Here is a 26,233-nt window from a genome sequence, read left to right as displayed (position 1 = left end):
CAGAGATTGATGTTCCCTAAATAAGGAACTTCTTTGACTAGGTTTAGTTCACCGTTAACCACTTCTGGCCGTTCAACCGTTGAATGGTGTAAAGCACCATCAGATCCAGAGTGATCTTGCGCTCATCAATCATGAAAGACTCCATCTGGCTGGGATTTGAACCCTTGTCTGCCCAGCAGAAAAACTTCTGCCCACTAATGTCTTCCTTGATAAAGCCAATGCGGAACTGCCGCTGGCCTCCCTTCATATGGCCAATCACTTGCCAGCAATCCACATCCGTGAGGCCTTTAATCGGAACGGGTTGCTTTTCAAACTTCAGATCCAGGTCGTTGACGGCAAACTTTTGCAGAGTTTGGGTCAGAGCTGGCAAAAAGTGCTGAGTGATAAACTCAGCAAAAGGTTTGTCTTCAACCGCTGGCGGCTTTTCCTTCTTAGGCTTTGCAGCGGTAGCAGCGGGCTTTTCCGCTTTTGCTTCTGCCGGAGCTTCGGTGGGTTTGGTTTCTTCAGACATAGCTTACGCTCTCACGGTTGTATGGGAGTCAGCAGACAAAAAGCGATTGCAACAGAGCTGCAATGCTGGAGTTGCTTCCATAGTACAGGCTTTAACCGGGCAAAAATTCAGCCTCGGCGGAGGAATCCCTGCAAAGATTTTGATGCTTTTTATAGCCTTACTCACATCTTGCGCCTTTCCAAAACCAAATTCCAGAACCCTTACTTTTTCATCGCAAAGCGCCAAAAGAGTAAGGGTTCTGGAATTTGCTACAGGATTTGAGTCTACTTACAGCGCTTTGCGCTTGAATCAGCCACGGTTGTTTTTGTGAGAGTCGCGCTCCGCGCGGCTCTCACAAAAACAACCAGATTTTAAGCGCTTGAAAAACGCTGTAACCCCATTTAGGGAGAACCGAATCGTTCATTTTTGCGTGCGCGTCGTGTTGCAAAAATGGGCGTTTTCCAAAATCTTTTACTGAAGCACCGCCAGAGGGCTATCAATGCTTTTTGACTGGTAGGTGCTTGGGCTGTATTGATCGAGATGACGGTAAAGCATGCGGGGCTTTGAGTAGCGGCAAGAGAAAAACTCAACAGCCGCCTGTCCATCATCAAACACTTTCACCTTGGGCCACAGATCTTTGGGCTGTGCTGTGCGCCAGTTCCAGTTAGCGGCTGGGGCTGCATCGATCAGTTCATGCTGACCCCATTTTTTGCGATCGCCCATCGCCCCAAACTCCTCCAACTCCCGCCGTAGAATTGATGCCATCAGAAAGGACGCAGGGGTGCGATCGCCTTCAACGGCCTCCATAAAATGTTCCAGAGCCTTTTCCGGCTTAGGCGGCTGTGCCATGGTTTGCTTTCCCGTCAACGCCTTCTCCAGAATGGTCATGGTACTGTACGCCTCTGGCACCGCCCAGACGACTCCTACTCCCTGCCCCTGAGAGCGAAATAGGTAGCTCACCAGGCGATAATCTGGCTTCATCTGTAAGCCTGGTAGCTTCAGAAAGCAGGCTCCTGGATTCACCGTGCTGACAAACCATTCATCCTGCACGGTAGCGGGAGGATGTTGGGCTAGAGGTGTACCACCAAACGTGAAAACCCCACTCAGTTCGTCCAGGGATTCTGGTTCTGGCATTTCATCCGATGTTTGCTCCTCCCCGGTTTGTTCTGTATTGGGTACAGCAAGGGATTGGAGGAGATATTTCTTGACCTTTTGAAGGGATGACAGTGGATATTTTTTAATGGTCATAACCGGGCGGGAATCCTACTCAGGACACGGTTTCTGGGTTTTACCAGGGGGAGTTATCGCTCGGTGCCTGGTGCTGAGGGATCTTGATATCCCCGCATGTCTCTTGAAGTTAGAGTGCCCAGACAAAAGCACGGGATTGAAACCAAGCGAAGAATCGTAAGCTTTCTTCGGGACCAGAAGCCTCGGCTAATGAAAACTGAAGGAAATTCAGTTTTCGACTGATCCCTTCTAAAACAGGACGGTTGTAAAACTTACAGACATTTCATGTCGCCCATCACTGTATCGCAACCGACCGGGTCAGCTTCTAAAACCCCAACAAATTTGAATACTTCTCAAAAATCCCGTTTTTCAGAGCCTAGACACTCGAAAAATGTAGCTCGGTTTAGCCTTGAAAGATTGATGTAGGAGTTTAGCGCCCCCCTGGCCTGTATATTCCTAAATTCACGCTAAGCCTGAGGCATACTGCAGGTTAGGTACGGCTTATCTGGGCACATCTGCATGATGTGGCGAGGATTCCTTCCAGATAACTCGTACCTGGCCAGGTGCAACCCGATTGCTCTGCTCCTGCATAATGCGCTGAGCTTGTTCCGGGTCGAAACGGTAATTAAAGTCAGCCTGAAGCTGATTAACGCGAGATTCGAGTTTAGAAACTTCCTGGGTAATTTCTTTGAGCTGGGTTTGCTGTGCTACCGCCATCGGGATGAGTTGAGCCAGACCAACACAGGCGGCGATTGCCGCACCCACACTGACCACTAATTTACTCCCCACTTCGAACGCCATTGCGCGATGAGGATTGGCTCTACGAGCCACCCGCCGTCGCCGCCGAAGCACACCCCCGGGCTGAGAGCCGGGAGCGGGAGGATAGTTTTGAGGGGAACGCGCGTTCATGGGGGCAAACCTGACGGAGGAGCGAATGGCATGAAAGCCTACCCCAATATAATGGTTGTCTGTTGCAATCGCGAAAAAAATACATCTCCCATTTACGATCGCAATGGGTAGTTATTCCTGAAGATAGAATTCGCCGATGCCTTCCCACTCTGGGTTAAAGCCTTTTGCCATTGCTTGGTAGCGGCACAATACCTTAACCCAGCATGGCCCATCGTGAGGCTATAGCAATGTACAAGTACGTTAACCTGAGTTCGGGTTAAGGGCGTTTTCAAGTGCCGCGCAACGCGCGGCACTTGAAAACGCTCATTTTGGCGTGCGCAAAGCGCACGCCAAAATGAGCACTTCAGCTTATCCCGAACTGAGGTTACTTAATCAACAAGCACAGCGCGATAAAGATGAGGCTGACATTCAAAACGATGGGGTGGAGTACACTGTACCCCACCCCGTCGCTTTCAACCAAAGCGAAACCGCTCTAGATTTTGAAATATTTCATGGGAGTAAACCCACAAAATAGGATGAAAGAGCCGCCCAGGAAGATCCTGGAAACGGAGTTACTTGTATAGCTCGGTGGAGAGGCGGAATGCCATTACCCCAGGCAGTAGTGCAATAACCAGAGCTGCAAAGATTTGAGTATCTGAAAGAGCCATCGTGAAAACTCCTGTATTTAACGATAAATACCCTAGAACGGTTGTCCATTCATGAGTTGAATGGCACCAACGTACATTAATTTCAGCGATCGCGGCCCCTTCTGGAACATCTTGTTATACAGCTTAATATTTGGCAGAGGCTGAGGATATGGATTCCGTCAGGGATGATGTGCAATACGCCCAGCGCACCCATCGACCATCCTTCCCCTAACAACCTTCCGAAAGCCTAATTGTGGGAGGGTGGGGCGCATACGCACCCCACCCTCCCGTAGGCTCTAGGAATCTCAGACAAGGTTGTGTGCTACAGCGCGCACAACCTTATCTGAGATTCTCAGGAGCGATAAACCGGCAGTGTAAAGTGAAAACAACTTCCCTGGCTGGGGGTTGAATCTACCCAAATTTGGCCATAGTGGGCACGTACAATACGTTGGCAGAGGGCCAGTCCAATGCCATAGCCATCTTTTCCGGCGTCCCGCTCCAGGCGAAATTGGTCCTCGAAAATGCGTTCCCGGTTTTCTTCAGGAATACCCGGTCCTGTGTCGCAGACGCTCACCTGTACCTTTTGAGTGGTGCGATGCAGGATGGCCACCTGCACACTACCGCCTTTAGGGGTGTACTTAATCGCGTTATCTAATAGGTTAATTAATACCTGCCGTACCTTTTCTGGATCTGCATAAACTGTGGGGAGATCCGTAGGGATATCTGTTTTGATGTGTTGCGCTTTGACTTCAAACTGGTTTTCCAGGTCATTCAAAATTCTGAGACAGAGCAACCCCAGGTCTAGCTTTTGGGGTTGAATTTCGAGCTTGCCGCCGCTGCCCTGAGCCGCTTGCAGTACATCAGTAATCATGCGATCGATCACTTTCGCCTGGGTGCGAGCATGGCGGATGAGCTGGGCAATGGTTTCTCGGCTCAGACGTTCTTTCCGTTCTTCTGCCTTAATGCCGCTCCGAGTATCAAGGCCCAGTTCTAGAGTTTCCAGGGCGATCGAAACTGTGGTCAGAGGGTTCCGGAGGTCGTGAGCCAGCATAGACATTAATCGCTCCCGAAACTGAAGTTGTTCCTGGAGTTCTTCGTTCTGTTGCTTAAGGCGAAAAATTTCGTCAGAGAGGTGGGTGATCTCGGTCAGGTGAGAGATGGAAGCGGAAGGGGGATTATATTCAGGCTTGAGCGTTGTTTCCTGAACGTCCTGGTCTTCCGAAAACTCTTCGGCAGATTGCCGCCAACGCAGCCACCATTGGTCGAGCTGCGCCACAATATCACTACCCGCCAAAATATGACGGGGTTCAGGGTGATATTTGATCAGGGCAGGGGTAGCCACTAGCTTGAAATGTTCGACTAGATGGGGCTGCTCACCCACATCGATGACCTCTAACCCAAAGGGGTAATCTTGTCCGAGCTCCTTAAGCCGTAGCCGAATCTGCCGGATCTTCTCGTTCGATCCGGGGCGTTTGTCCACAAACAACAGGAGTTGTAAGGGAACTTCAGAACTATCAGTGGCGACGGGCAACGTTTCCATAGACCTTGAAGTCATTGGATACCAAACTTTCAGCAACCTGAACGACTAAGACAATTATCAACGTTGATAGAACCGCAGAACGTGCCAAACATTACCCAGGAGCCTTAGGGCTATTCTATTCCCAAATCACATCTGAAGCGCCTGGTTAGTTTCGCGGTATCCGGCTTTAGGTTGCCCAAAATGGCGGGTTGCCGCCAAGCAGATCAGAGAGAAGTGGAGAAGTGCCTAGCCAATCCTCCGTTTTTGGAGGGGCTGATTACTATACCCACTAAATTTCTGAACCTAATCTAGCTTCGGTTATACCTTAAAACTTTTGTCTCTATGCGTAATCATGTTCACTTTCCTGCATTTTTCGCTAGGGACTCTAAAGCGGAGATTTCCGCATAAGAATTTACCCATCATGTGGGGGCTTTACGCAGTCGCAGGCAAAGCCCCCACATGATGGAGGCAATGTCATTCCTGAAAATCTCCCAAGAGTTTGTACTGGTAAGGCATGAAGATGCTGTTCTCGACGTGTGGTTGGCTGTTGTAGCGCAGAATATGGGCTCAAGCTTTACCGGCTTTTGCCACCCTGTAACTGACCGTAGCATGATGAAGGCTATAGAAGTTTTGGGAAGATGGGAAGGCGTACACTTCTGGTTTGATAAATTTGTGCGAAGAGACGGTCTGAGATAGAGACGCCAGTGGAGAAATGGGGGAGCATAAGATTAAGGAAGACCTGTTGGATCTTGGGGTCGATTCATCGATTCGGCACATGTGGGTCAGGGGGCTCAGTCAGAAAACCTGGTAATTTCTACGGTAGGAGCTGGGTTTCGGCTAAACTAAAACGCTTGGATAATGTTCGCGATGCCCCTTATGGCTCTATGCTTTTGCGAGGCACTACCAGCGACGAAGCGATAGTAACCTCGCCACTTCAAAACAGGTGTACTCTCATCGGACGGATTGCAGGGGAATGAAAATTCTGGTTCTGGCCTGGGAGTTTCCTCCCCGCATTGTGGGAGGGATTGCCCGCCACGTTGCAGAACTATATCCCGAAATTACCCGGCTTGGACATCAGGTTCACTTGCTGACGGTGGAATTTGGGCAGGCACCTCACTACGAAGTTGTGGAAGGCATCCATGTGCATCGGGTGCGAGTGGGACCCGGCCACGACTTTTTCCACTGGGTAGACAATATGAACACCAGCATGGGGCAGCATGGGGGTAAGCTGCTACTGGACGATGGGCCATTTGACCTGATTCATGCCCATGATTGGCTGGTAGGAGATGCGGCGATCGCCCTCAAACACATTTTCCGCATTCCCCTCATTGCTACCATTCATGCTACCGAGGCAGGCCGCCACAATGGACTACATAACTCCACCCAGCACTACATCCACGGTAAAGAGTTGCGGCTGGCCCACGAAGCCTGGCGAGTGGTGGTGTGTTCGCGCTATATGCAGCGAGAGGTGGAGCGATCGCTCCGCAGCCCCGCCGACAAAATTGATGTGGTCTACAACGGCATTCGTCCTGAGAAGAAACCGGCTCGCGCCACCTTCGACTATTTGAGCTTCCGCCGGCAGTTTGCCAAGGATGATGAACAGATTGTGTACTACGTGGGCCGGATGACCTATGAGAAGGGAGTGCAGGTCATGCTCAATGCTGCCCCCCGCATCATCCGAGCCATGGAAGGGCTTGTGAAGTTTGTGATTATTGGCAGTGGTCAGATTGACCCCCTCAAGCAACAGGTGCGGGATTTGGGAATTTGGGATTACTGCCACTTCACCGGGTTTATGCCCGATGATCAGTTGAATTTGTTTCAGGCGATCGCGGACTGTGCTGTCTTCCCTAGCCTCTATGAGCCCTTCGGCATTGTGGTGCTGGAAAGCTTCGCAGCCCAGGTGCCTGTGGTTGTGTCCGATGTGGGTGGCCTGCCCGAGGTGGTACAGCACGGTCAAACGGGCATTGTGACCCAGGCTAATAGCCCTGAATCGCTGGCCCGTGGCATTCTGCAAATTCTGGAACAACCTGATTTCGCTAAAACCCTGGTAGATAACGCCTACATTGACCTTTATCAGCGTTTTAGCTGGGCAGAGTTGGCAGCACAGACCATTGAGGTATACAAGCGGGTTGCCCTGGAGCGGCAACTGGTGGCCTGGTAGTCTGAACTTCAAGACACCCCGATGTTTCAAAAACAGGGTGCATCCCACTTTTGTAAGTGAAGCGGGCTACGCCCGCTTCACTTACAAAAGTGGATTTCCAAATTTGCAAAAGTAGGATGCACCCCAAAAACACGCGTGTCTTGAAGTTCAGGGCTTATAACAAGTAAGGTTAAATACCGATGATAAAAAGTGGTGGGGCGCTTTGCGCCGCACCACTTTTTATCATCGGTATTTAACCCGACATGATATTACGTATCGATGTTGGTGATGGGGGCGGCGCACTCCACCACTAACATTGATGGGGTTGAGGTCGAAAGTACAGGTGAACTCTGCTAGATTTAGCCATAGAAATAGGCATTGCCTATCCCTCCTATTAAGTTCTGGCTGCCCGTCTGGATGAGTGATCCGTCGCCCCACGTTCCCAAATTGCGCCCCTATCAGGTGCAATTGATTAAAGACCTCTATGACAAGCTGGGGGAGGGCTACAAGCGAGTAGCCGTGATCGCCGGAACGGGAGCTGGGAAAACCATTATTGCGGGGCAAATCTGCGCCCATGCCGAGTCGCGAGGCTGTCGTCTGCTGTTCCTGGTGCACCTAGATGTGCTGGTGGGGCAGACCTACGAAAAGATGCGAGATTTTGGGTTGCACTGTGGCTTCATCAAAGCTGGTTGGAAGGAAGACCCCAGTGCCCCTATCCAAATTGCCAGCGTGCAGACCATGGGCAAGCGTACCTGGTGGAAGAAGTGGCACGCTGATGTAGTGCTTTACGACGAAGCCCATACGACTGTCTTTAGCCGGGTAGGGCAGCAGTTGCTCTATCACACCCATACCGATGCTGTACACCTGGCACTGACCGCAACGCCCTACCGTTTAGGTCAGGATCAACTCGGGGATCACATGGAAACCCTGGTTTCCTCCCCGGTACCTTCCGAGTTACAGAAGATGGGTTTCCTGGCACCGATGAAGTACTACGGTATGACCCAGGAGGACCGCGTTGACCTGGCCGATGTGCGAACGGTAGCGGGGGATTTTGATGAGCGAGATTTAAAGGTGGCGTGCGATCGCCCCGAACTCGTCGAACGCATTGTGGAAGAATGGCACCGCCTGGTGCCCGACAAGCGCACGATCGCCTTCTGTGTGGATGTAGAGCACGCCCGTCACGTTGCCGATGCCTTTAACCAGGCCGGGGTGTCAGCAGCTACTGTAGACGGCAACACTCCGATCAAGGAGCGCCAGCAGCTCTATCATGCTCTGCGAGATAACGAATTGCTGGTCTTGACCTCCTGTAACGTTATCAGCATTGGCTTTGATGAACCCAGTGTGGAAGCGGGCCTACTGCTCCGTCCCACCCAATCTCGCGCCCTGCACTTTCAGCAGATTGGTCGGGTAATGCGGATCTCGCCCAAAACCGGCAAGCTCTACGGCACCATCCTGGATCAGGCAGGCAACCTGGAACGTTTGGGCTTCCCCGAAGATATTCGCGAGTACACCCTGCCCAACCGAGAGGATGCCGAAAACCAGGGCGTGGGTAGCGCACCCACCAAAATGTGTCCGTGCTGCGGCTTCATCGTGTGGATTTTCGTGATGACCTGCCCGGAATGTGAGCATCAGTGGGTGAATGAAGCTCCCCTTCCTCTAACCGAGTTGGCAGAAGTTCTCAGTGAGGAGCAAATGGCTATGCTCCAGGAACAGGAGATGCTGCGGGTATTCCATGAATTACGCAAACGCCATTTCCGCGAAGGGGCATCCCCAGCCTGGACAACGCGCAAATTCTTCGAACAATTTAACTGTTTGCCTAAGGATGTGTGGTGCCTGGGATCGATCTTTGGCAAGCATCCCAGCACGGATAACAAGTATGAATACAAGCATTATTTGATGACATTAGCCCAACAACAAGGCAAATCTATTTCCTGGGTCGTTAGCGAATATCAAAAGGAATTTGGCTCATCCAATTGGCAAGAAATCATTTTTGATCGCATGGCATAAAGACTCAAGTACTCGGCAGCTTAAGTCGACCATGTTGGAAGGTGCTTTGCACCTTCCAACATGGGTTGGTTTCCGACGCTAGGACTAGATTGTAGGGTGGAGCAGACTGCCAACCTGCAATCCTTGCCAGTCGTTATTTGGCAGAGGTGTCAGGGGCGATCGCCTCTCGCTTCTGCTGAATGGCCTGGCGAAAACCCAGGACGACCAGAATGTTGGCGAGGGTCAGGAAAACCTCTGCACTGCCGTGGAGCCAGTCGACATTCGCGAGTTCATCATGATAGGCGACTTTGGCATAGATTCCCGCAGGGATGGTAATGGCAACGAATACCAGAGTCATGTAGAACCCAACCAGGGCAAGCCGTGGGGTTTGCTGGGAACGGGTGAGAAACCAGAGAAATCCGAGATACGGGAAGAGGGAAAGGGCAAACAGGTTTTCTTTTGCAAACATTAAAAGTTAAGGCAGATTGTCCATTTCTTAGAATACTGCCTGAGCAAAGGGCCGTTGTCGGCGTTGCCTATATTAACTGCGCGCCATATATATTCATAGATCCCTAACATAAAGAAAGCTTGATCCTCGCCAGATACATATTCGAAATCGTTCTTGGCAAGCCTAGCAGGGTGTATCTTTTCCCATGATCCCAAGGATTGCTTGTGAAACACACTCGGTGATCCAGGAATACCTCTAAAATGTTTTGGACTCACTGCATATTGTAAAGACAGCCTATGCCCCGCCGTAATGACATCCGCAAAATTTTGCTGGTTGGTTCTGGTCCCATTGTGATTGGACAAGCCAGCGAATTTGACTACTCTGGCACTCAGGCGTGTAAAGCGTTACGGGATGAGGGCTATGAAGTAGTGCTGATTAACTCGAACCCGGCCACCATCATGACCGACCCGGAGATGGCCGATCGCACCTACATTGAACCCCTCACCCCAGAAATCGTCGAAAAGGTCATCGAAAAAGAACGCCCGGATGCCCTGCTGCCAACGATGGGGGGCCAAACCGCCCTCAACCTGGCCGTAGCCCTCTCCAAAAATGGCGTATTAGATAAGTATGGTGTGGAGCTGATTGGAGCCAAGCTTCCGGCCATTGAAATGGCGGAAGATCGCAAACTCTTTAAGGAAGCCATGGAACGGATTGGGGTGGCGGTGTGCCCCTCCGGTTTGGCGGAGACGATGGAAGAGGCGCGGGCGATCGCCCAACAAATCGGCAAGTATCCGTTGATTATTCGCCCTGCTTTCACCCTGGGCGGTACGGGTGGCGGTATTGCCTACAACCAGGAAGAATTTGAGGAGATCGCTCAGAGTGGTCTGGATGCCAGCCCTGTCTCGCAAATCCTGGTGGAGCAATCTCTGCTGGGATGGAAAGAGTACGAGCTGGAGGTGATGCGTGACCTGGCCGATAACGTGGTCATCATCTGCTCCATCGAGAACCTTGATCCCATGGGGATTCACACCGGGGACTCGATCACCGTTGCCCCTGCCCAAACGTTGACGGATAAGGAGTATCAGCGGTTGCGCGATGCTTCTATCAAAATCATTCGGGAAATTGGGGTAGAGACAGGTGGTTCCAACATTCAATTTGCGGTGAACCCTGTTACGGGTGAGGTCATCGTCATTGAGATGAACCCGCGTGTATCCCGTAGTTCGGCGCTGGCGTCTAAGGCAACAGGCTTTCCGATCGCCAAGATGGCGGCAAAACTGGCGGTGGGCTACACCCTGGATGAAATTCCGAACGACATCACCAAGAAGACCCCGGCTAGCTTTGAGCCAACTATCGACTATGTGGTGACGAAGATTCCCCGCTTCGCCTTCGAGAAGTTTCCCGGTTCGGAGCCGGTCTTGACTACCCAGATGAAGTCAGTGGGTGAGGCGATGGCGATCGGGCGAACCTTCCAGGAGTCCTTCCAGAAAGCGTTGCGATCGCTGGAAACGGGACGAGCCGGTTGGGGATGCGATCGCGCCGAAAAGCTCCCCAACATTTCCCAAATCCAGGCAGGCTTGCGTACCCCGAACCCTGACCGGATTTTTACGGTACGCCATGCCATGTCTATGGGTATGAGCGTGGAGGAAATCTACGAACTCACCAGCATCGACCCCTGGTTCCTCGACAAGCTCCAGGAAATTTTGGAAACGGAGAAGTTCCTCAAGCGCACACCGCTGAAGGAACTGACCGAGGACAAGATGCGGTATGTGAAGCAGCAAGGGTTTAGCGATCGCCAAATCGCCTACGCTACCAAGACCACCGAAGACGAAGTGCGGACCTACCGCAAATCCCTCGGCATCATCCCGGTCTACAAAACTGTGGATACCTGCGCGGCCGAGTTTGAAGCCCTCACCCCTTACTATTACTCCACCTACGAAACGCCGTACCAGAACCTGACTGATGGTGACGACCCGATCGCCTCTGTCGAAACGGAAGTACTGGCTTCCGAACGTCGCAAGGTGATGATTCTGGGGGGTGGCCCGAACCGGATTGGGCAGGGGATTGAGTTTGACTACTGCTGCTGTCACGCTTCCTTCGCGCTGAGGGATGACGGGTTTGAGACCATCATGGTCAACTCCAACCCAGAGACCGTTTCGACGGACTATGACACGAGCGATCGCCTCTACTTTGAACCCCTCACGAAAGAGGATGTGCTCAATATTATTGAGGCAGAAAATCCCGAAGGTATCATTATCCAATTTGGTGGTCAGACTCCACTGAAGTTGGCGGTACCGTTGCAGCAATACCTCAACTCCCTGGAAAGCCCCACCCTCAAAATCTGGGGAACTTCTCCCGATGCCATCGACACTGCTGAAGACCGCGAACGCTTCGAGCACATCCTGCGGGAACTAGATATTCGCCAACCCGCTAACGGGATTGCCCGCAGTACCGCTGAAGCGCTCCAGATCGCGAAACAGATTAGCTATCCCGTCGTGGTGCGTCCCAGCTACGTGCTAGGCGGTCGCGCGATGGAAATCGTCTACTCGGACGAAGACCTGGAGCGCTATATGGCCTATGCGGTGCAGGTAGAACCCGACCACCCCATCCTGGTTGACCAATATCTGGAGAACGCGATCGAGGTGGATGTGGATGCGATCGCTGATCACACTGGCCAGGTCGTCATCGGTGGCATCATGGAGCACATCGAACAGGCCGGAATTCACTCCGGCGACTCTGCCTGCTCTATTCCCACTATCTCTCTTTCCGATGAAGTGCTGACCACCATCCGCATCTGGACGGAGAAGCTGGCGAAGGCCCTCAATGTAATCGGCCTAATGAATGTGCAGTACGCGATTCAGGGTACGGCTGATGGGGAAGACAAGGTCTACATCCTGGAGGCAAACCCCCGCGCATCCCGGACGGTGCCTTTTGTGTCGAAGGCGATCGGCGTACCTCTGGCGAAGATGGCCTCCCGCATTATGTCGGGCAAAACCCTGCAAGAGCTGGGCTTTACCGAGGAAATTATTCCCAAACATATGGCGGTGAAAGAGGCGGTGCTTCCCTTCTCGAAGTTCTCTGGCACCGACATCATTTTAGGGCCAGAAATGCGCTCTACGGGTGAGGTGATGGGTATCGATACAGACTTTGGTAAAGCGTTTGCCAAGGCAGAACTGGCTGCATCCCAGCTACTCCCCCTAAAGGGTACGGTGTTTGTGTCGATGAACGATCGCGACAAAGTATCTGCCGTTCCCGTCGTCCAGGGTCTTATGGAGTTGGGCTTCCATGTGGTAGCAACATCGGGCACACGTCAGGTGTTAAAACAACACGATGTGGATGTGGAACTGGTGCTGAAGGTGCATGAGGGTCGGCCTAATGTGATGGATGCCATCAAGAACCACGGCATCCAGTTGATCGTGAACACTCCCCTGGGTCAAGAGGCTCAGTTAGACGATCGCACGCTCCGCCGCGCGGCCCTGGTTTACAAGGTGCCGACGGTGACAACGATCGCTGGAGCCAAGGCAACGACCGCTGCTATCCGCTCCCTCCAGGCCAACCCGCTCGACGTAAAAGCCATTCAGGATTACATCCGGTAAGATTGAACTCTAGCTATCAATTCTTAAACCCTCTGTTTCTTATTGAAGAAATAGAGGGTTTTATTATTGGTACAAGGAATTTATGAGTTATGTCAACTCTGTTGATTAACCATAAAACCAAAGGCGGGAAGTGTGTAATGCTTCTCATTGCACACTTCCCGCCTTTGGTTTCTTTGACCAGATTTGATATTAGACAGGATATTAGGAGAATTATACGGCAAATAAAAACTTAAACTACAATTGTACTACTCATTAAGCTGGATACATAAGACATGATAGAAGAATCTGTAATTCTCCAAAGAATAAGCGGTTTCCTTAATACTCTTAAAGAATTTGTCCTGAACTGTAAAAACACTAGGGCAATCGACTGTGGTAAATACCAAGGAAACATTCGCTTGGCCTCTAATGTCGTTGTGGAAGTCAAAGCTACAAATGTTAGCTATGAAGAAGGTAAGCTGAGAAATCTAAAGCTAGAGCAATCAGTACTTTTTGGTCCACACTGGGGGTCAGTAGAGTATATCTTTGAAGACTGTATTCTAAATTCGGATGAATACCTTACGCTGCTTAATGATTTAGAAAATCTTTATCAATTTACAGAAGCTCAGAAGAACTTTCCACTCTTCGTTAGGAGAGTGATAAGAACTTTGCTAGAGGGTGAACAAGATACTGATGAAAAATTAAATGAGCTCTCAAGTTTATGTTTGAATAGTTTTTATGGAAGACCCTTTAAATATGGATCTGAGAGTTTTATATATGGAATTGAACTTGAGCTGGGTAACATTCAGCTTGAAGTCCACCAAATCAAAGTAAGGATCAGTAAATTAACTAATGAAGATTTTGAATTTAAGGGCTCGGTTGATGAACTAATTAAATTAGAGAAAGAGAGAAATTTTGCTCCAAGAATTCCATTAGCAAAACTAGAAGTAGAGTTTGACGGCTTTTCAAGGGGAGATATATACCCGAAAACGCAAAAAATTATAACTGCTCTTAGGCTGTTCAGGGTTGGAAGTGTTGATTATAACTGTATGCGAGAGTATTCCAACTCGCTAACGGATGAGGAATTTCTTAGTCTTAATGAGTATGGCTACAAAACTGCAACGATTAAATACTTTAGTAATGTTGGAAATCTAAATAGGGCCTTCGATACATATCAAATAAAGGAAGAAGAATTACCATCTCTGGAGGCTTTTTTAGGGATGATATACTTAGAAATTCCACATAACTTTTATGGCGGTGATCTTAAAAAGAATTACTTAAGCATATCATATGACAGATATGTAACTGCTCTGCTAGATGGTCAGTCTTTGGAATACCGGATAGCGTCTGCAGTTATGGGACTTGAAAGTATCTACCTAACGGAGAGTATGGAGCTAAAGTACCGCTTAAGTGTCAGAGCAGCGAGAGTTCTGAGCATTTGGTCTGATAAGAATTCCAACTTTAGTCCAGGTAAAATCAAGCTGTTAATAAGTTATGCATATGATATTAGAAGTGCATTTGTTCATGGTGATGAACCGAATAAAGATTTGCCGAAAAAGATTAAAAACTATGTCCCGGATATAAACCATTTTCTTCTTGTTATTCTTGGGTACTTACGTATATCCATTGCCCTTCATCTAATGTTAAAAATTAGTAAAAAGGATTTTGTCGCTCAAATTGACAACTCATTAATTGATGATGATTGCTTGTATTTATTAAAAGAGAAAATCCTTGCTTTTAAGGAGGTAATACCTGTTTGACAATTTAAGATAAATGAAATTTGGTGGTTAAAATCAATTTCAACATATTTTAGAAGGAGTATTTGAAAAGATAGATTTTGATTATTCCGCAGTCAACTTCTTGCATGAAGAATTGAGGGAGAGATCACCAGATAAACACCAGTGATGGGGGTTAGAGGAGGCTGATCGCTTGCTAAAGCTGGAAAAGGGCGCTCGCTTGTTGGGTATGAGGGGACGATCGCTTAGTACCCAGCCTAAAAGTTACTTGGCTGAAAAGTGCTTCTGTGGAACTATTAGTGAATCTTTTGGGTCGAGGAGGGTAGAGGCGATCGCTCTAATGCAAGCCTCTTAAAGGCGCAAGACCAGGGAGTGAGCTGATCATTACGATTTCACGAGCAACCACCATGCGAAAAATTATTTGTTTAGCAACCTGTATTGGGGTGCAAAGTTTTCTGCTGCTAGCGCCAGCCCTGGCTCAGGCACCCAGTCGTACCCAAGTACAGATAGGCCCAAGTGAAACATCTCAAGTTATCAACCGAGCTTCACGGGATATCCGGGCTCAGCAGCGTCTTTGGACGGGGCAACGCCTGCGCGACTACCGCTATGTCCTGGAAGTGAGTTGCTTCTGCGCTGAAGAAGTGCGGCAACCTGTGGTGATTGAAGTGCGGGATGGGATTCCCACCTCTTACACCTATGAGTCGACAGGACAGCCTGCCAACCCTACCTATTTTGAAAACTACAGCACCGTTCCCAAATTGTTTAATTTGGTGCGGGCTGCACTCTATCGCAACCCCAATTCTTTGAATGTGCAGTTTAATCCAGAGTTCGGGTATCCCACGCAAATTACGATCGATTATTCGGCCATGATGGCTGATGAGGAGATTTATCTCACCATTCGTGATTTGCAGCCATTACAGCAATAAAATCCGTTATTGCTGTCAGATGAAACAGCACAGGGAACTACAGTTTCCTGTGCTGTTTCATGTCTAGTACGCTGAGGCGGAAATCCATCACCTATGTTTTTGTGTGGGGTGCGAAGCACCCCACACAAAAACATAGTATGCAAACTTAGGCCGCAGCCTACTAGTGATGCATTCTTGTTGTGTGATGTGCTTTATACATACAGCGCTTTTCAAACGCTTGAAATCTGGTTATTTTTGTGAGAGCCGTGCGCCGCGCGGCTCTCACAAAAATAACCGTGGCCGACTCAAGCGCAAAGCGCTGTAACAAGAATGCGTTAGACCTGCTCACACTATCAATTAGGGCCTTGACTCACCCACTTCTTCCAAAATGGCCCAATCTTGATCGTCGCACTGGCCTACTAATAAAGAGAAGGGACTCGAATACTTCTTTAATGCCGAATAGCGGGTTGCTGTAATACGGATATTATCTCCTTCTGGGGTATAGGTCACATTGGAGAAGGTGCTGTAATCACCTCTTGCTTTAGCAACTGGCATAGCCGTAATAATTAACGCCTTCCATTCTGGAGCCTTCATTTCTATCAGGCGCTTTTGTCCATCCGGATAGGTGCGGGTATTCAGCATTCGTCCGCTGTCACAATAAAGGTTCGCTATGGCCGGATCGTAGGCTAACCCTAGCAATTGATAGTTATTAAAGAGAGCTTGAGCATCTTTTGCCGAAGGCTTTTGGGATGTGGAGGTACAAGCTGCACATAACAGGGCGATCGCAAGAACACAAGAATGAGCAATAGTTTTCATTGGAAGCCGATTAGATTGACAGCTAACAGCTAGGTGAACAAGAAGTGAATAGCTTGGCTAACGTAACTGTGAACAGTATACGTTTCCACGCTCTCCGATTCGTTCTTATTCTTCTACTAAAAACTTCGCTTGCTCTGCATCAATCCGTCCTGCCTGATAGAGTGTTTTGGTAATTTCAGACATGGTCAGGACGGAGTACCCCCGGAAACCATGGGCCCGCAATCGATCCTTTACACCCCGTTCGTGGTCGAGTAGCACCACAATGTCTTTGACTTCCAACCCCACCGATTGAAGCTTCCCGGCTCCTTCTATGGCGCTGTTGCCACTGATAAAAACGTCGTCTACCACGACAACGGTTTCTCCGGGATGAAAGTTGCCTTCCACAACGCGACGGGTGCCGTGAGCCTTCACTTCCTTACGGGGGTAGATCATGGGGTAGTTGAGGTGCAGGGCTAATCCCGTTGCGGTAGGGAGAGAACCGTAGGGAATGCCGGCAATGCGATCAAACTGAAGTGTTTTGAGAATCCCTGCATAGGCGTTGAGCACCTGATGGAACAGTTGGGGATTAGAAATAATTTTTCGCAGGTCGATATAATAGGGAAAGACTGCACCGGATGCCTGTACAAACTCTCCAAATAGCAGGCAGCCTACGTCAAAGAGTTGCAGAATCAGATCGACATGAGAATTTTGCTCCGAGGAACTGCCATTGCCAGTCCACAACTCGCAGCTTGAAGCACCCTGCTGAGCCTGGTTGCGTATGGCGTTAATTTCAGTTTTGAGCGATCGCATCAATTCCGCCAAATTCTCCTGGCTCAACCAATCTTGTGGTATTGGAATGAGAAGACCATTGCCATTCTGATTCAGCCCAGCCGTCACAATAGCGTTGACGCTGGCTGCCTCCTGCCAGATGCTACGAGCTAGAATAAGGCGTTCTGGGGCGATCGCTCGAATTTTCGCGAGCACCTCTGGCTGCGTCGTTCCCACTTCCAACCCAACCTGCTCGGTAGGCCCCCAATTGCGCGCTTCCTCAACAACCTGCAAGTAGAAAGGATTGGTCGTGTTGGGATGGTGTTGCAGAGCGATCGCGCCAGGATTGGAGGTGTGGCAGAGAACGAAAACGGCTTTGCCGGGATATACCAAAAAAGGGGCGGCTGAATCCTGGCCTGTAAAAGGGCTGAGGGTAATGGCGTCGACTTGCCATTCCTCGAATACCGTGTGGGCGAGCGTTGTGCTGGTGTTTAGATCGCCATGTTTAGCGTCCAAAATGACGGGAATATTTTGAGGAATGGCCTGTAGCACCTTCTGCAATAGCTCTAATCCAGGTGCTCCGAGAGCCTGGTAAAACCCAAGGGTGGGTTTATAGGCGCAGACAGATTCGGCGGTTTGGTTAATAACCCACAACAACCATTCATATAACCCCTGAAGGTCGTCCTGTCCTGATTTCCTGAAGCGATCGGGTAGCAGTTCAGGGTTAGGATCGAGACTAACGAAGAGGAGGGATTGGTGGTGGGCGATCGCTGTTTCTAACGCTTCAAAGAAAGCCATCAGATTCTTATCGATTGATTGTTCTATTTATATACTCATATTCCATACCTTTAGAAACAAAACTCAGAACTTTGATTTTGCTATTGCTTCACAATTACAAGATCAAGGTTCTACAGCATCTTTAAGTTTATCCAGGTACGAGAGAGGAGCGTAGAACTTCGTTCTACGCTCCTCTCTCGTACCTGATGCACTCGGACAACGGTTTCGCCCGGCGAAACATAGGACAGATGTGTTTTCTGGAATCTTATCTCATAGCAACAGCTCGCAGTCTATGCCTTATGGCTTCTGTCAAAAGGTTATTTTGCTAACGAATGGAATGGAGTAGAAGTAAGTATGACAAATTTCGTAGAAACTCTTTCCATGAATACAATTACTAAATTGTTTGCTACTTTGGGACGTCTGGTAGCTGTAGCTCTTCTCTTTGTCTCGGCAACCGCGTTTGTTTGGCAAGGCGCATTCTTCTCCAATACGGCAGCTGTAGCTGCTCCTGGTAATCCTGTACTTGCGGCGACAACGGATGCAGGTGACAAGGTTCAACGGGAGAACAAGGGTTTTGTTCGGGATACGGCTGAGAAGGTAAAGGAAACCGCTAGCAAAAATGCTAGCCGAGTTGAGCGAGCAGCAGGCGACGACGGTGGCGTTGTTGAACGTAAAGCTCAGCGAGATGCAGCCCGCATTCAACAGAGAGCTGATGAAGATGCGGATCGGACTCAAAAAGCAATTGACAACAACGTCAATGCTATTGAGCGCACTGTTGACAACATCAAAGACGCGTTCACCAAGTAAGAACTAGTCAGTTATCTGCTTTGTTGAATAGTGGCTGAGAACCTAGCCTAAGCTAGTTCTCAGCCACTTTTTTAGGCAGTCTGATTCAATACAGCGCTTCGCGTTTGAATTAGCCACAGTTTGGCACTACGCATTTAGCACCAGGAAGGTTATTTTTGAAAAGCTGTGCTCTACTCGTCTCTTCGAAAATAACCCTTCTAATGGGATTGCGAAGGCTATATGAATGCAAGAATAACCAACAACGTTAACCCTACCTATGACGACGTGTTGGAGTGGGGCTATGACGAAGATTATTACTTTATGGAGCAGGATGAAGACCTTTTACTTTACGGTCTTGACTATGTGCTTGCCCTGCTGGAGTTAGCGCAAGACCCAGCCTGCCCGAAACAGAGCTATGCGCTGTGCATTATTAGCCAATTTGCGCGGATGGCAGCACTCCACCGTAAGCCGCATGACTTGCAGGGTTTAGAGCAGATTATTCATGCCTTGCAATCCACAGAACCTTCTGTGCTGGATTGGCAACACTACGTACGTCGCTTGTTGATTTACCAGCAACATCCTCTAATGGTAGGCAAACAAAAGGCTTGGAACATGGCTCAGGACTTGTTACTAGGCATTGGCCGTATTGGAACTGTCAAGCAGGAGAAGCATGACAAGGCTGATACTTGGCATTTCTCCTTGACTACCAGCATTCAAGAGCATTTGTTTATTAATAGACGAACGGGTATCTATACGTATGAGCGGGCGTATCTGCAACGCAGCAATTCTCATTTTGGAATGAAGTCCTAAAACAGTTCATCGTCGGTGGGCTGTTTCAGGACTCCCAGGCTTGAAGCTCATAATGAAAGTTGCTGTCTGCAACGATAGTTTCGTAGCCTTGTCCTATGGACTTCCTGATATTTGGGAGCCTTGGTAGAAAAAACTAGACGCCAAGACTGTACACGAAGTGCTGACACAGATGTCCGTACAATCATCATGGTTGCTTTGTACAAGTTACTGATTTCTCAGTAAATACTCTATATGCAGCGAGCTGGACTTAATCAGACGATCTGATGATCTGCTTTTTGGGATCCATTTCAGTTATGGCCAAGGTATCCATTTGGAGCACGATCGCCACTCTTGTACTGTGCTTCTTTATACTGCAATTTCCTGCCCGGGCTGAACCGCTACATGCTTTGTCTCCTTTGATACCGACTTCTATGAGCGATGTTTCCAGAGCATCCTGGGAAGAGGTGGAGGATCCATGGGAACCGAGCACAAAGGTTGAGATTGCTAAAATTCGTTCTGGAGTACTGCCGGGTGTTGTGATTGGTGGTCACTATGACGGTTTACTAAAGATTCGACAACAGCGTTATGTGGCATCTGGACGTCTGGACGAACAGTTGGAGAACTCTGTTTACGATCTATTGGAGAATGAACTGAGTGATGCAGGTTTTGAGGTAATGCGATCGCATCCTCACTCCCTCTTCGCAGAAGTCGTTGAGTCCTCAGAACCGGGACGCTTCCTCATCGGCGGAACGATTACTCAAGAGCATCTCAATTCTTACAGTTCATTTTTTAATGAATATACCAACACTGAACGCAGCATTCGGTGGGAGTTATTCGATCGAGATGCGAATAAAATTGTGTACCGTCAAGAAATTGACGGGAGCGCCCAGGTAGAAGGAATTGATAATCCTGCTGCAACCTACGAAGCCATTCGTGCAAGTTTCAGGCAGCTTCTGCACGAACCCCGCTTTATCTCGGTCCTGAATCATCCTGCACCGCAAGACCCGCCTGTTCCGGCTAAGCCTTACAAAATTGAAGCGATCGCCTCAACCAGCCAACCTCTCACCTTGGAGGAGCTGGTCGGACGATCCATTCCCTCTATCGTTGGTATTCGCACCCCAACTGGACGAGGAAGTGGATTTTTGCTCGATTCATCGGGTTTGATTATGACGAATGAGCATGTCGTTGGTTCAGCCTTCTCGGTCAAAATCAGACTTTATGATGGCACTACCTTGAATGGTCATGTGTTGCGGCGGGATACGGTTTCGGATGCTGCCCTGGTGAAACTGGAAGGCGATATGACGAATGTTTCTGGTCTACCCATTTGTCATACCGATGTCGTGCGGGTAGGACAATCGGTGGTGGCGATCGGCAACCCGCTATCCCTTGCCAATACCGTGACGCAGGGAATTGTCAGTGGTTTTCGACGCAACCCCTCCCGCAGCTTGATTCAAACCGATACGGCTGTGAATCCTGGTAACAGTGGTGGACCGCTGCTCAATCGGGATGGCACTGTCATTGGCATTGTGACGGAAAAAATTGCGAGTGAGGGCATTGAGGGTTTGGGCTTTGCTTTACCCATTGGCGAAGTTTTGCAGCGCTTAAATGTTTCGATAGATCCACCGGCGAATTCAAAACTGGATTCCTGTGGCAACCCACTGATGGCCTACAAGTAACTTGACACGGGCTCTATTGTTATGAAGGCGGCTAATTTTGGGTGAAATGCGCATCCCCCGGGCATCTCACCCAAAACTAGCAGATTTTGAATCGGGTGCATCCCACTTTTGTAAGTGAGGCGGGCGAAGCCCGCCTCACTTACAAAAGTTAAATGCTTATGATGAAAAGTGGCGCGGCGCAATGCACCGCGCCACTTTTCATCATAAGCATTTAACTTTACTTGTTATTACAAAAACAACCGTGGCTGATTCACGTGCAAAGCGCTGTACTTAAAAGATGTGAAGTATGGATATTGCAAGGGTGATTTTTGCTACTGATGGGCACTTTAGAAATTAAGAGTTAGAACCTGCGCTTTAGCGATCGCAGCCTCTCCAACGGATCCAACAAAATTACCCCCTACGAAGCGACCCTCGCCCCAACCTGCTTCCTAGGGTATTTCCCAGTGCCTTCTCATTTGGCAAGGTAAGTAGAGCAACTTGAGGCTTTATATCAATCTCTAAATCTTGTTACTGTCTGATCTCCCAATCGTTTATCCAGCCATCTCTTAGAACCTATGTCTGCTTTAACTGCTGTGATTGCACCTCATATCGCATCTTCGCCGACCTTCTCAACATTGGTTGCCATCGACCCGAATGTCTCGGATTATGAAATCCTTGTTTCAGGTGTGCTTCCAGATGTCAGCGTGATTGTGCTTGATGATAAACAGGATGTCATTAACCAAATCACAGCAGCGTTACAACAGCATCCTACAGTTAAAACCCTACACCTTCTGGCTCATGGTGCCCCTGGCGTGTTATTCGTCGGTAACAAACCATTAAAAATAGAATCCCTTGAACACTACAGAAGGGAACTGCGGTATTGGACGATTGAATCACTATTTATTTATGGTTGCCAAGTTGGCCTGGGCAATGTTGGCATGGAATTTTTGCAGAAGCTCCACTGTTTAACAGGAGCTGCGATCGCTGCATCCACCACTAAAACTGGAAGTGCAGCACTGGGTGGAAATTGGCGACTGGAGGTGTCGATTGGAACACCACAACCACCTTTGGCATTCGATGAGGCAATACAGCAGCTTTACCCCGGTGTTCTGGAACTTCTGAATGCGGACGATTATGCTGCCTTAAAAGCCCTCTATCAAAGTACGGGTGGGGAAAATTGGACAGACAATACAGGCTGGAAGGATTGGGACTTTAACAGCAACACACCACCGGATGTGAGTGTGGTGAGCCAATGGAAAGGTGTGAGCTTGATGGGCGATCGCGTCACCTCCATTGGCCTAAGCTCGAATTACCTGAGTGGTACCATCCCTGTTGAATTGGGGACATTGAGTGAACTGCAATCGCTCAATCTTTATGGCAACCAGTTGACTGGCAGCATTCCATCGGAGTTAGGTAACCTGGCCAACCTGACACATCTCTATCTCAATAATAATCAACTGAATGGAGAGGTACCCCAGCCACTGGTTAATCAATTCGGTAATAGCATCACGGATTATGATTTAAGTAATGCACCGTTTGTGACAACGATCGCCAATCAGTCTATTAATGTCAACCAGTCACTCACATTAAATCTGTCGATTAGTGATATTGACACAGCGGGTAACGATACTAACTTGACACTGAGTGTCACCTCTAATGCCACTGCTTTAATTGATAGCAATGGCATTTCTATTAGCGGAACGGGGAGCGATCGCGTTCTGACTCTAACGCCAATCGCTGGGCAAGGGGGAAGCGCCACCATCACAATGACACTTCAAGATGGAAATGGTGAAGAAACGGCGAAAACTTTCACCCTGGATGTGGTCGGGGTGCCGCTTAATGCTCAGGATTATGCAGCCTTGAAGGCGCTCTATGAAAATACGGGTGGAGCCAATTGGACAAACAAGAAAGGTTGGAAAGACTGGGACTTTAGCAGTAATACGCCACCCGATATGAGTGTGGTTAGCCACTGGAGGGGGGTAACAGTAACGGGCGATCGAGTTGTAGCGCTGAGCCTACCTAACAACAACCTGAGCGGTACTATCCCACCTGAGCTGGGCAATCTCAGCAACTTAACCAGCATTAGTTTTGGCTTCAACCATCTGAGTGGTACTATCCCACCTGAGTTGGGTAATCTCAGCAAGCTGACTAACCTTGCCCTGAGAGGTAACCAGTTAAGTGGTAGCATCCCTCCTGCGTTGGGCAACCTGATTAATTTGTCTAATCTTGGTTTGAGGGAAAATCAACTCAGTGGCAGCATTCCTGAAGAGTTAGGCAATCTAACCAACTTGGCTAGCCTTCTCCTGGACAACAACCAGCTTAGCGGCAGCATTCCGACAGCGTTAGGCAATCTGAGTAACCTGCAAAGCTTCAGCCTTAACAATAACAACCTGAGTGGTGTTATCCCAACCGAGTTAGGCAACCTCAGCAAACTAGCATTGGTCGAACTTTCTCACAATCAACTGAGTGGTTCCATTCCGACACAACTGAGTAACCTGGCTAATCTGGAATATTTTCACCTCAATAACAACCAACTGAGTGGAGAAGTACCAGAGGGTATCGTCAGTAAACTGGGTAACAAGATTGTTGATTACAACCTGGATAATGCACCGTTTGTGAGTGCGATCACCCACCAAACGACTACGACAGATAGATCGCTCTGGCTGAATCTATCCATCAGTGATCTTGATACAGGAGGTAATAATGATCCGGCAGGATTAACGCTAACGGCTGTTTCCAGTAACACAACCTTAATTGGAGCACGGGGAATTGCATTCTCGGGTACGGGGAGCGATCGCGTTCTCACCCTTACACCAAATTCTGGGTACACAGGCAATGCAACCATTACCCTAACCCTTCAAGATACGAGTGGTGAAAAGACACAAAAGACTTTCGCCCTGACCGTTAATATTGGTTCCACTGTCACGTCGCTATTTGATACACCTCACAATAAATTTGTGGTGTCGAATGCTTTGCTGAACCTGAACCCCGAAACCCTTAGATCTGGTAGTTCTTTCCTGCTCCGCAATGGTACAGCGAATGCAAACAGGCTCTATGGCACAGGTAGTAAGGATGCTATTTTCGGGCGGGATGGAAATGACCAAATTTGGGGCCAGGGAGGCCATGACTTCATGGCGGGTGGCAGAGGAAATGACATTATCAATGGTGGTGCAGGAAATGATCTGATCTTTGGGGCCTCGGGTCGTGACACCCTGGTGGGTGGTACGGGAGACGATATCTTGATCGGTGGTGGAACCGGCGATCGCATCACCACGGGCACAGGTCGAGATAAGGTGGGCTTTGCGAATTTGACTAGTGGAAATGACATCATCACAGACTTCAATGCAGCAGCAGATGTAATGGTGGTTTCAGCTGCCGCATTTGGGGGTGGGTTACGAGCAGGCACCCTTGCTGCAACGCAATTTCATGTAGGTAGTCGAGCGATTGGAGCTGAAGATCGGTTCATTTACAATCGTCAAACAGGAAGCCTAATTTTTGATGCGGATGGTGCTGGTCGCGGGGGGGCGATCGCCTTCGCAACTCTCAAACCAGGTCTTAGCCTTAGCAGCCAAAATTTCATGGTTGTTTAAGGATCGTGCACTGACTCAGCAGTTCTCAGTATGGGCATCAAAGCCGAGAGTTCGTGCCCTTGGCACGCGGTTTCGGGCCTGATTCCAAAATGAGAATTGCTGCCACTGACGCATAGTTTGTTAAATATTGAGTGTGGAATACACCACACTCAACAAGAATGCTCTACCTAACCTCAGTTCGGGTGAAGGGCGTTTTCGAGTGCCGCGCGTTGCGCGGCACTCGAAAACGCTCATTTTGGCGTGCGCAAAGCGCACGCCAAAATGAGCACTTCAGCTTATCCCGAACTGAGGTTACCTATGGGGACTTGCGCAAGTCTTATAATTGTTAAGGGCAACTGGGTTTCACAGTGCCTTACAGTTATGAGCCGCATGAATGAATCAGTATTTTGCAACAGTGGCGCGGGGGCTAGAAACGCTGGCGGCGCAGGAGTTAGAACAATTGGGTGCGAATGCTGTAGAGCCAGGTTTTTGTGGCGTTTCATTCGAGGGCGATCGCACCCTCCTTTACCGCGTTAACCTCTGGGCTCGGTTACCGTTCCGCATCCTGATGAAACTGCATACATTTCCCTGCCAGGACGCCGAGGATCTCTATCGGGGTATTCAGACAATCGACTGGTCGCAGTATCTCACCCCTGATCTGACGTTAGCGGTGAATGCGACGGGCAAAAGTGAGCAGTTGAACCACACCCATTTCACGGCGCTACAGGTGAAACGGGCAATCGTCGATCAGCAGCAAGACCGTTTGGGCGATCGCTCCGATGTCAATCTGCAATCCCCAGATGTGCAAATCACTGTACACATTGATCGGGAGGTCTGTACCGTCAGTCTTGATAGCTCAGGGCAGAGTCTGCATCGTCGTGGGTATCGTCCAGCGGTTGGCTCTGCACCATTGAAGGAGTCGTTAGCAGCGGCGTTAATTCAACTATCGGACTGGCAGCCTGAGCAGATGTTTTACGACCCGCTTTGTGGCTCTGGCACGTTACCCCTGGAAGCGAGTCTGAAAGCGCTAAATATTGCACCGGGGCTATTTCGCGAGCGATATGGGTTTGAAACCTGGCTCGACGCAGATCGATCGCTGCTAGAAAGCCTGGTACAAGAAGCGAAGGATAGCCAGCGAGAGAGCCTGCCTGCGCCGATCTGGGGTAGCGATCGCGATGAGAATGTGGTTGAACAGGCGATCGCCAATGCAACCACCTGTGGCGTCGTGAACCATGTTTATTTTGCGGCGATCGACCTGGAAGATGTTGCCGCGCCGGCCGATAGTGGCGTGCTGTTCTGTAATCCCCCCTATGGCGAACGGCTGGGTCGAGATAGCGATTTGGGCGCGTTTTATAAACGTTTAGGCGATGTGCTGAAGCAACGCTTCAAAGGCTGGACGGCGTTTGTGCTGAGCGGTAACCGCGCACTCGCACAGTCGATTGGACTGAAATCGTCTCAGCGGTTTGCGGTTTATAATGGTACGTTGCCCTGCCAGTTGATGAAGTATGAATTGTACTAGTTCAATTGGGCGTAAGTTTG

Annotated in this window: 18 protein-coding genes; 10 read left to right on the top strand and 8 right to left on the bottom strand. The window is 49.4% G+C overall.

Annotation, left to right across the window (positions count from 1 at the left end; genetic code table 11):
* Window positions 1-43: 43 nt before the first annotated feature.
* The 5 genes from NDI52_RS02010 to NDI52_RS01990 form a co-directional block, all read right to left on the bottom strand.
* Window positions 44-511, bottom strand: a complete 468-nt coding sequence (locus NDI52_RS02010) for a DUF2996 domain-containing protein (protein WP_190772400.1) — start codon at window positions 509-511, stop codon at window positions 44-46.
* A gap of 450 nt (window positions 512-961) precedes the next feature.
* Window positions 962-1,738: a hypothetical protein gene (locus NDI52_RS02005; RefSeq protein WP_190772401.1), complete on the bottom strand. Its 777-nt coding sequence runs from the start codon at window positions 1,736-1,738 to the stop codon at window positions 962-964.
* Between the two features lie 480 nt (window positions 1,739-2,218).
* Window positions 2,219-2,626 carry a hypothetical protein gene (locus NDI52_RS02000; protein ID WP_190772402.1) on the bottom strand — a complete coding sequence of 136 codons (408 nt, stop codon included), beginning with the start codon at window positions 2,624-2,626 and terminating at the stop codon, window positions 2,219-2,221.
* 551 nt (window positions 2,627-3,177) lie between these two features.
* Window positions 3,178-3,273, bottom strand: a complete 96-nt coding sequence (psaM, locus tag NDI52_RS01995) for a photosystem I reaction center subunit XII (protein WP_190772403.1) — start codon at window positions 3,271-3,273, stop codon at window positions 3,178-3,180.
* Between the two features lie 331 nt (window positions 3,274-3,604).
* The gene (locus tag NDI52_RS01990; protein WP_242035788.1) at window positions 3,605-4,807 is read right to left on the bottom strand and encodes a histidine kinase; all 1,203 of its coding nucleotides are present in this window, start codon (window positions 4,805-4,807) and stop codon (window positions 3,605-3,607) included.
* A gap of 937 nt (window positions 4,808-5,744) precedes the next feature.
* Between NDI52_RS01990 and NDI52_RS01985 the strand changes: the two genes are divergently transcribed.
* A complete protein-coding gene (locus NDI52_RS01985; RefSeq protein ID WP_190772404.1) occupies window positions 5,745-6,932 on the top strand; it encodes a glycosyltransferase family 4 protein in 1,188 nt (395 codons plus the stop codon).
* Window positions 6,933-7,289: 357 nt separating this feature from the next.
* The gene (locus NDI52_RS01980; protein WP_242035789.1) at window positions 7,290-8,918 is read left to right on the top strand and encodes a DEAD/DEAH box helicase; all 1,629 of its coding nucleotides are present in this window, start codon (window positions 7,290-7,292) and stop codon (window positions 8,916-8,918) included.
* Between the two features lie 133 nt (window positions 8,919-9,051).
* Here NDI52_RS01980 and NDI52_RS01975 read toward each other — a convergent pair whose 3' ends face one another.
* Window positions 9,052-9,366 carry a DUF3593 domain-containing protein gene (locus tag NDI52_RS01975; RefSeq protein WP_190772405.1) on the bottom strand — a complete coding sequence of 105 codons (315 nt, stop codon included), beginning with the start codon at window positions 9,364-9,366 and terminating at the stop codon, window positions 9,052-9,054.
* Window positions 9,367-9,641: 275 nt separating this feature from the next.
* On the opposite strand from NDI52_RS01975, the gene carB reads away from it, so the two are divergent.
* The 3 genes from carB to NDI52_RS01960 all read left to right on the top strand — a co-directional run bounded on the left by carB (window position 9,642) and on the right by NDI52_RS01960 (window position 15,576).
* Window positions 9,642-12,938, top strand: coding sequence for a carbamoyl-phosphate synthase large subunit (gene carB / locus NDI52_RS01970; protein ID WP_190772406.1), 3,297 nt, complete (start codon window positions 9,642-9,644; stop codon window positions 12,936-12,938).
* A 272-nt stretch (window positions 12,939-13,210) separates the two neighbouring features.
* Complete coding sequence (locus NDI52_RS01965; protein WP_190772407.1) at window positions 13,211-14,674, top strand: HEPN domain-containing protein; 1,464 nt, start codon at window positions 13,211-13,213, stop codon at window positions 14,672-14,674.
* Between the two features lie 383 nt (window positions 14,675-15,057).
* Entirely contained in the window at window positions 15,058-15,576 is a 519-nt protein-coding gene (locus NDI52_RS01960; RefSeq protein WP_190772408.1) for a DUF6174 domain-containing protein, read from the top strand.
* A gap of 336 nt (window positions 15,577-15,912) precedes the next feature.
* Here NDI52_RS01960 and NDI52_RS01955 read toward each other — a convergent pair whose 3' ends face one another.
* The gene (locus NDI52_RS01955) at window positions 15,913-16,371 is read right to left on the bottom strand and encodes a hypothetical protein (protein ID WP_190772409.1); all 459 of its coding nucleotides are present in this window, start codon (window positions 16,369-16,371) and stop codon (window positions 15,913-15,915) included.
* A gap of 105 nt (window positions 16,372-16,476) precedes the next feature.
* Window positions 16,477-17,916, bottom strand: a complete 1,440-nt coding sequence (locus NDI52_RS01950) for a bifunctional orotidine-5'-phosphate decarboxylase/orotate phosphoribosyltransferase (RefSeq protein WP_190772410.1) — start codon at window positions 17,914-17,916, stop codon at window positions 16,477-16,479.
* A gap of 360 nt (window positions 17,917-18,276) precedes the next feature.
* On the opposite strand from NDI52_RS01950, the gene NDI52_RS01945 reads away from it, so the two are divergent.
* The 5 genes from NDI52_RS01945 (at window position 18,277) to NDI52_RS01925 (ending at window position 26,213) form a co-directional block, all read left to right on the top strand.
* A complete protein-coding gene (locus tag NDI52_RS01945) occupies window positions 18,277-18,702 on the top strand; it encodes a hypothetical protein (protein ID WP_190772411.1) in 426 nt (141 codons plus the stop codon).
* A gap of 219 nt (window positions 18,703-18,921) precedes the next feature.
* Complete coding sequence (locus NDI52_RS01940; RefSeq protein ID WP_190772412.1) at window positions 18,922-19,491, top strand: hypothetical protein; 570 nt, start codon at window positions 18,922-18,924, stop codon at window positions 19,489-19,491.
* Window positions 19,492-19,784: 293 nt separating this feature from the next.
* On the top strand, window positions 19,785-21,146 hold the full coding sequence (locus NDI52_RS01935; RefSeq protein ID WP_190772413.1) for a trypsin-like peptidase domain-containing protein: 1,362 nt from the start codon (window positions 19,785-19,787) through the stop codon (window positions 21,144-21,146).
* A gap of 554 nt (window positions 21,147-21,700) precedes the next feature.
* The gene (locus tag NDI52_RS01930; protein ID WP_190771502.1) at window positions 21,701-24,715 is read left to right on the top strand and encodes a DUF4347 domain-containing protein; all 3,015 of its coding nucleotides are present in this window, start codon (window positions 21,701-21,703) and stop codon (window positions 24,713-24,715) included.
* A gap of 373 nt (window positions 24,716-25,088) precedes the next feature.
* A complete protein-coding gene (locus NDI52_RS01925; protein ID WP_190771501.1) occupies window positions 25,089-26,213 on the top strand; it encodes a THUMP domain-containing protein in 1,125 nt (374 codons plus the stop codon).
* The last annotated feature ends 20 nt before the right edge of the window (window positions 26,214-26,233 follow it).

This window comes from Leptolyngbya sp. PL-A3, from assembly GCF_039962325.1.
Classification (GTDB): Bacteria; Cyanobacteriota; Cyanobacteriia; order Elainellales; family Elainellaceae; genus Vacuolonema.
Note: the sequence above shows the minus strand (reverse complement) of the source record. Positions and strands in the feature narration are given on the sequence as shown.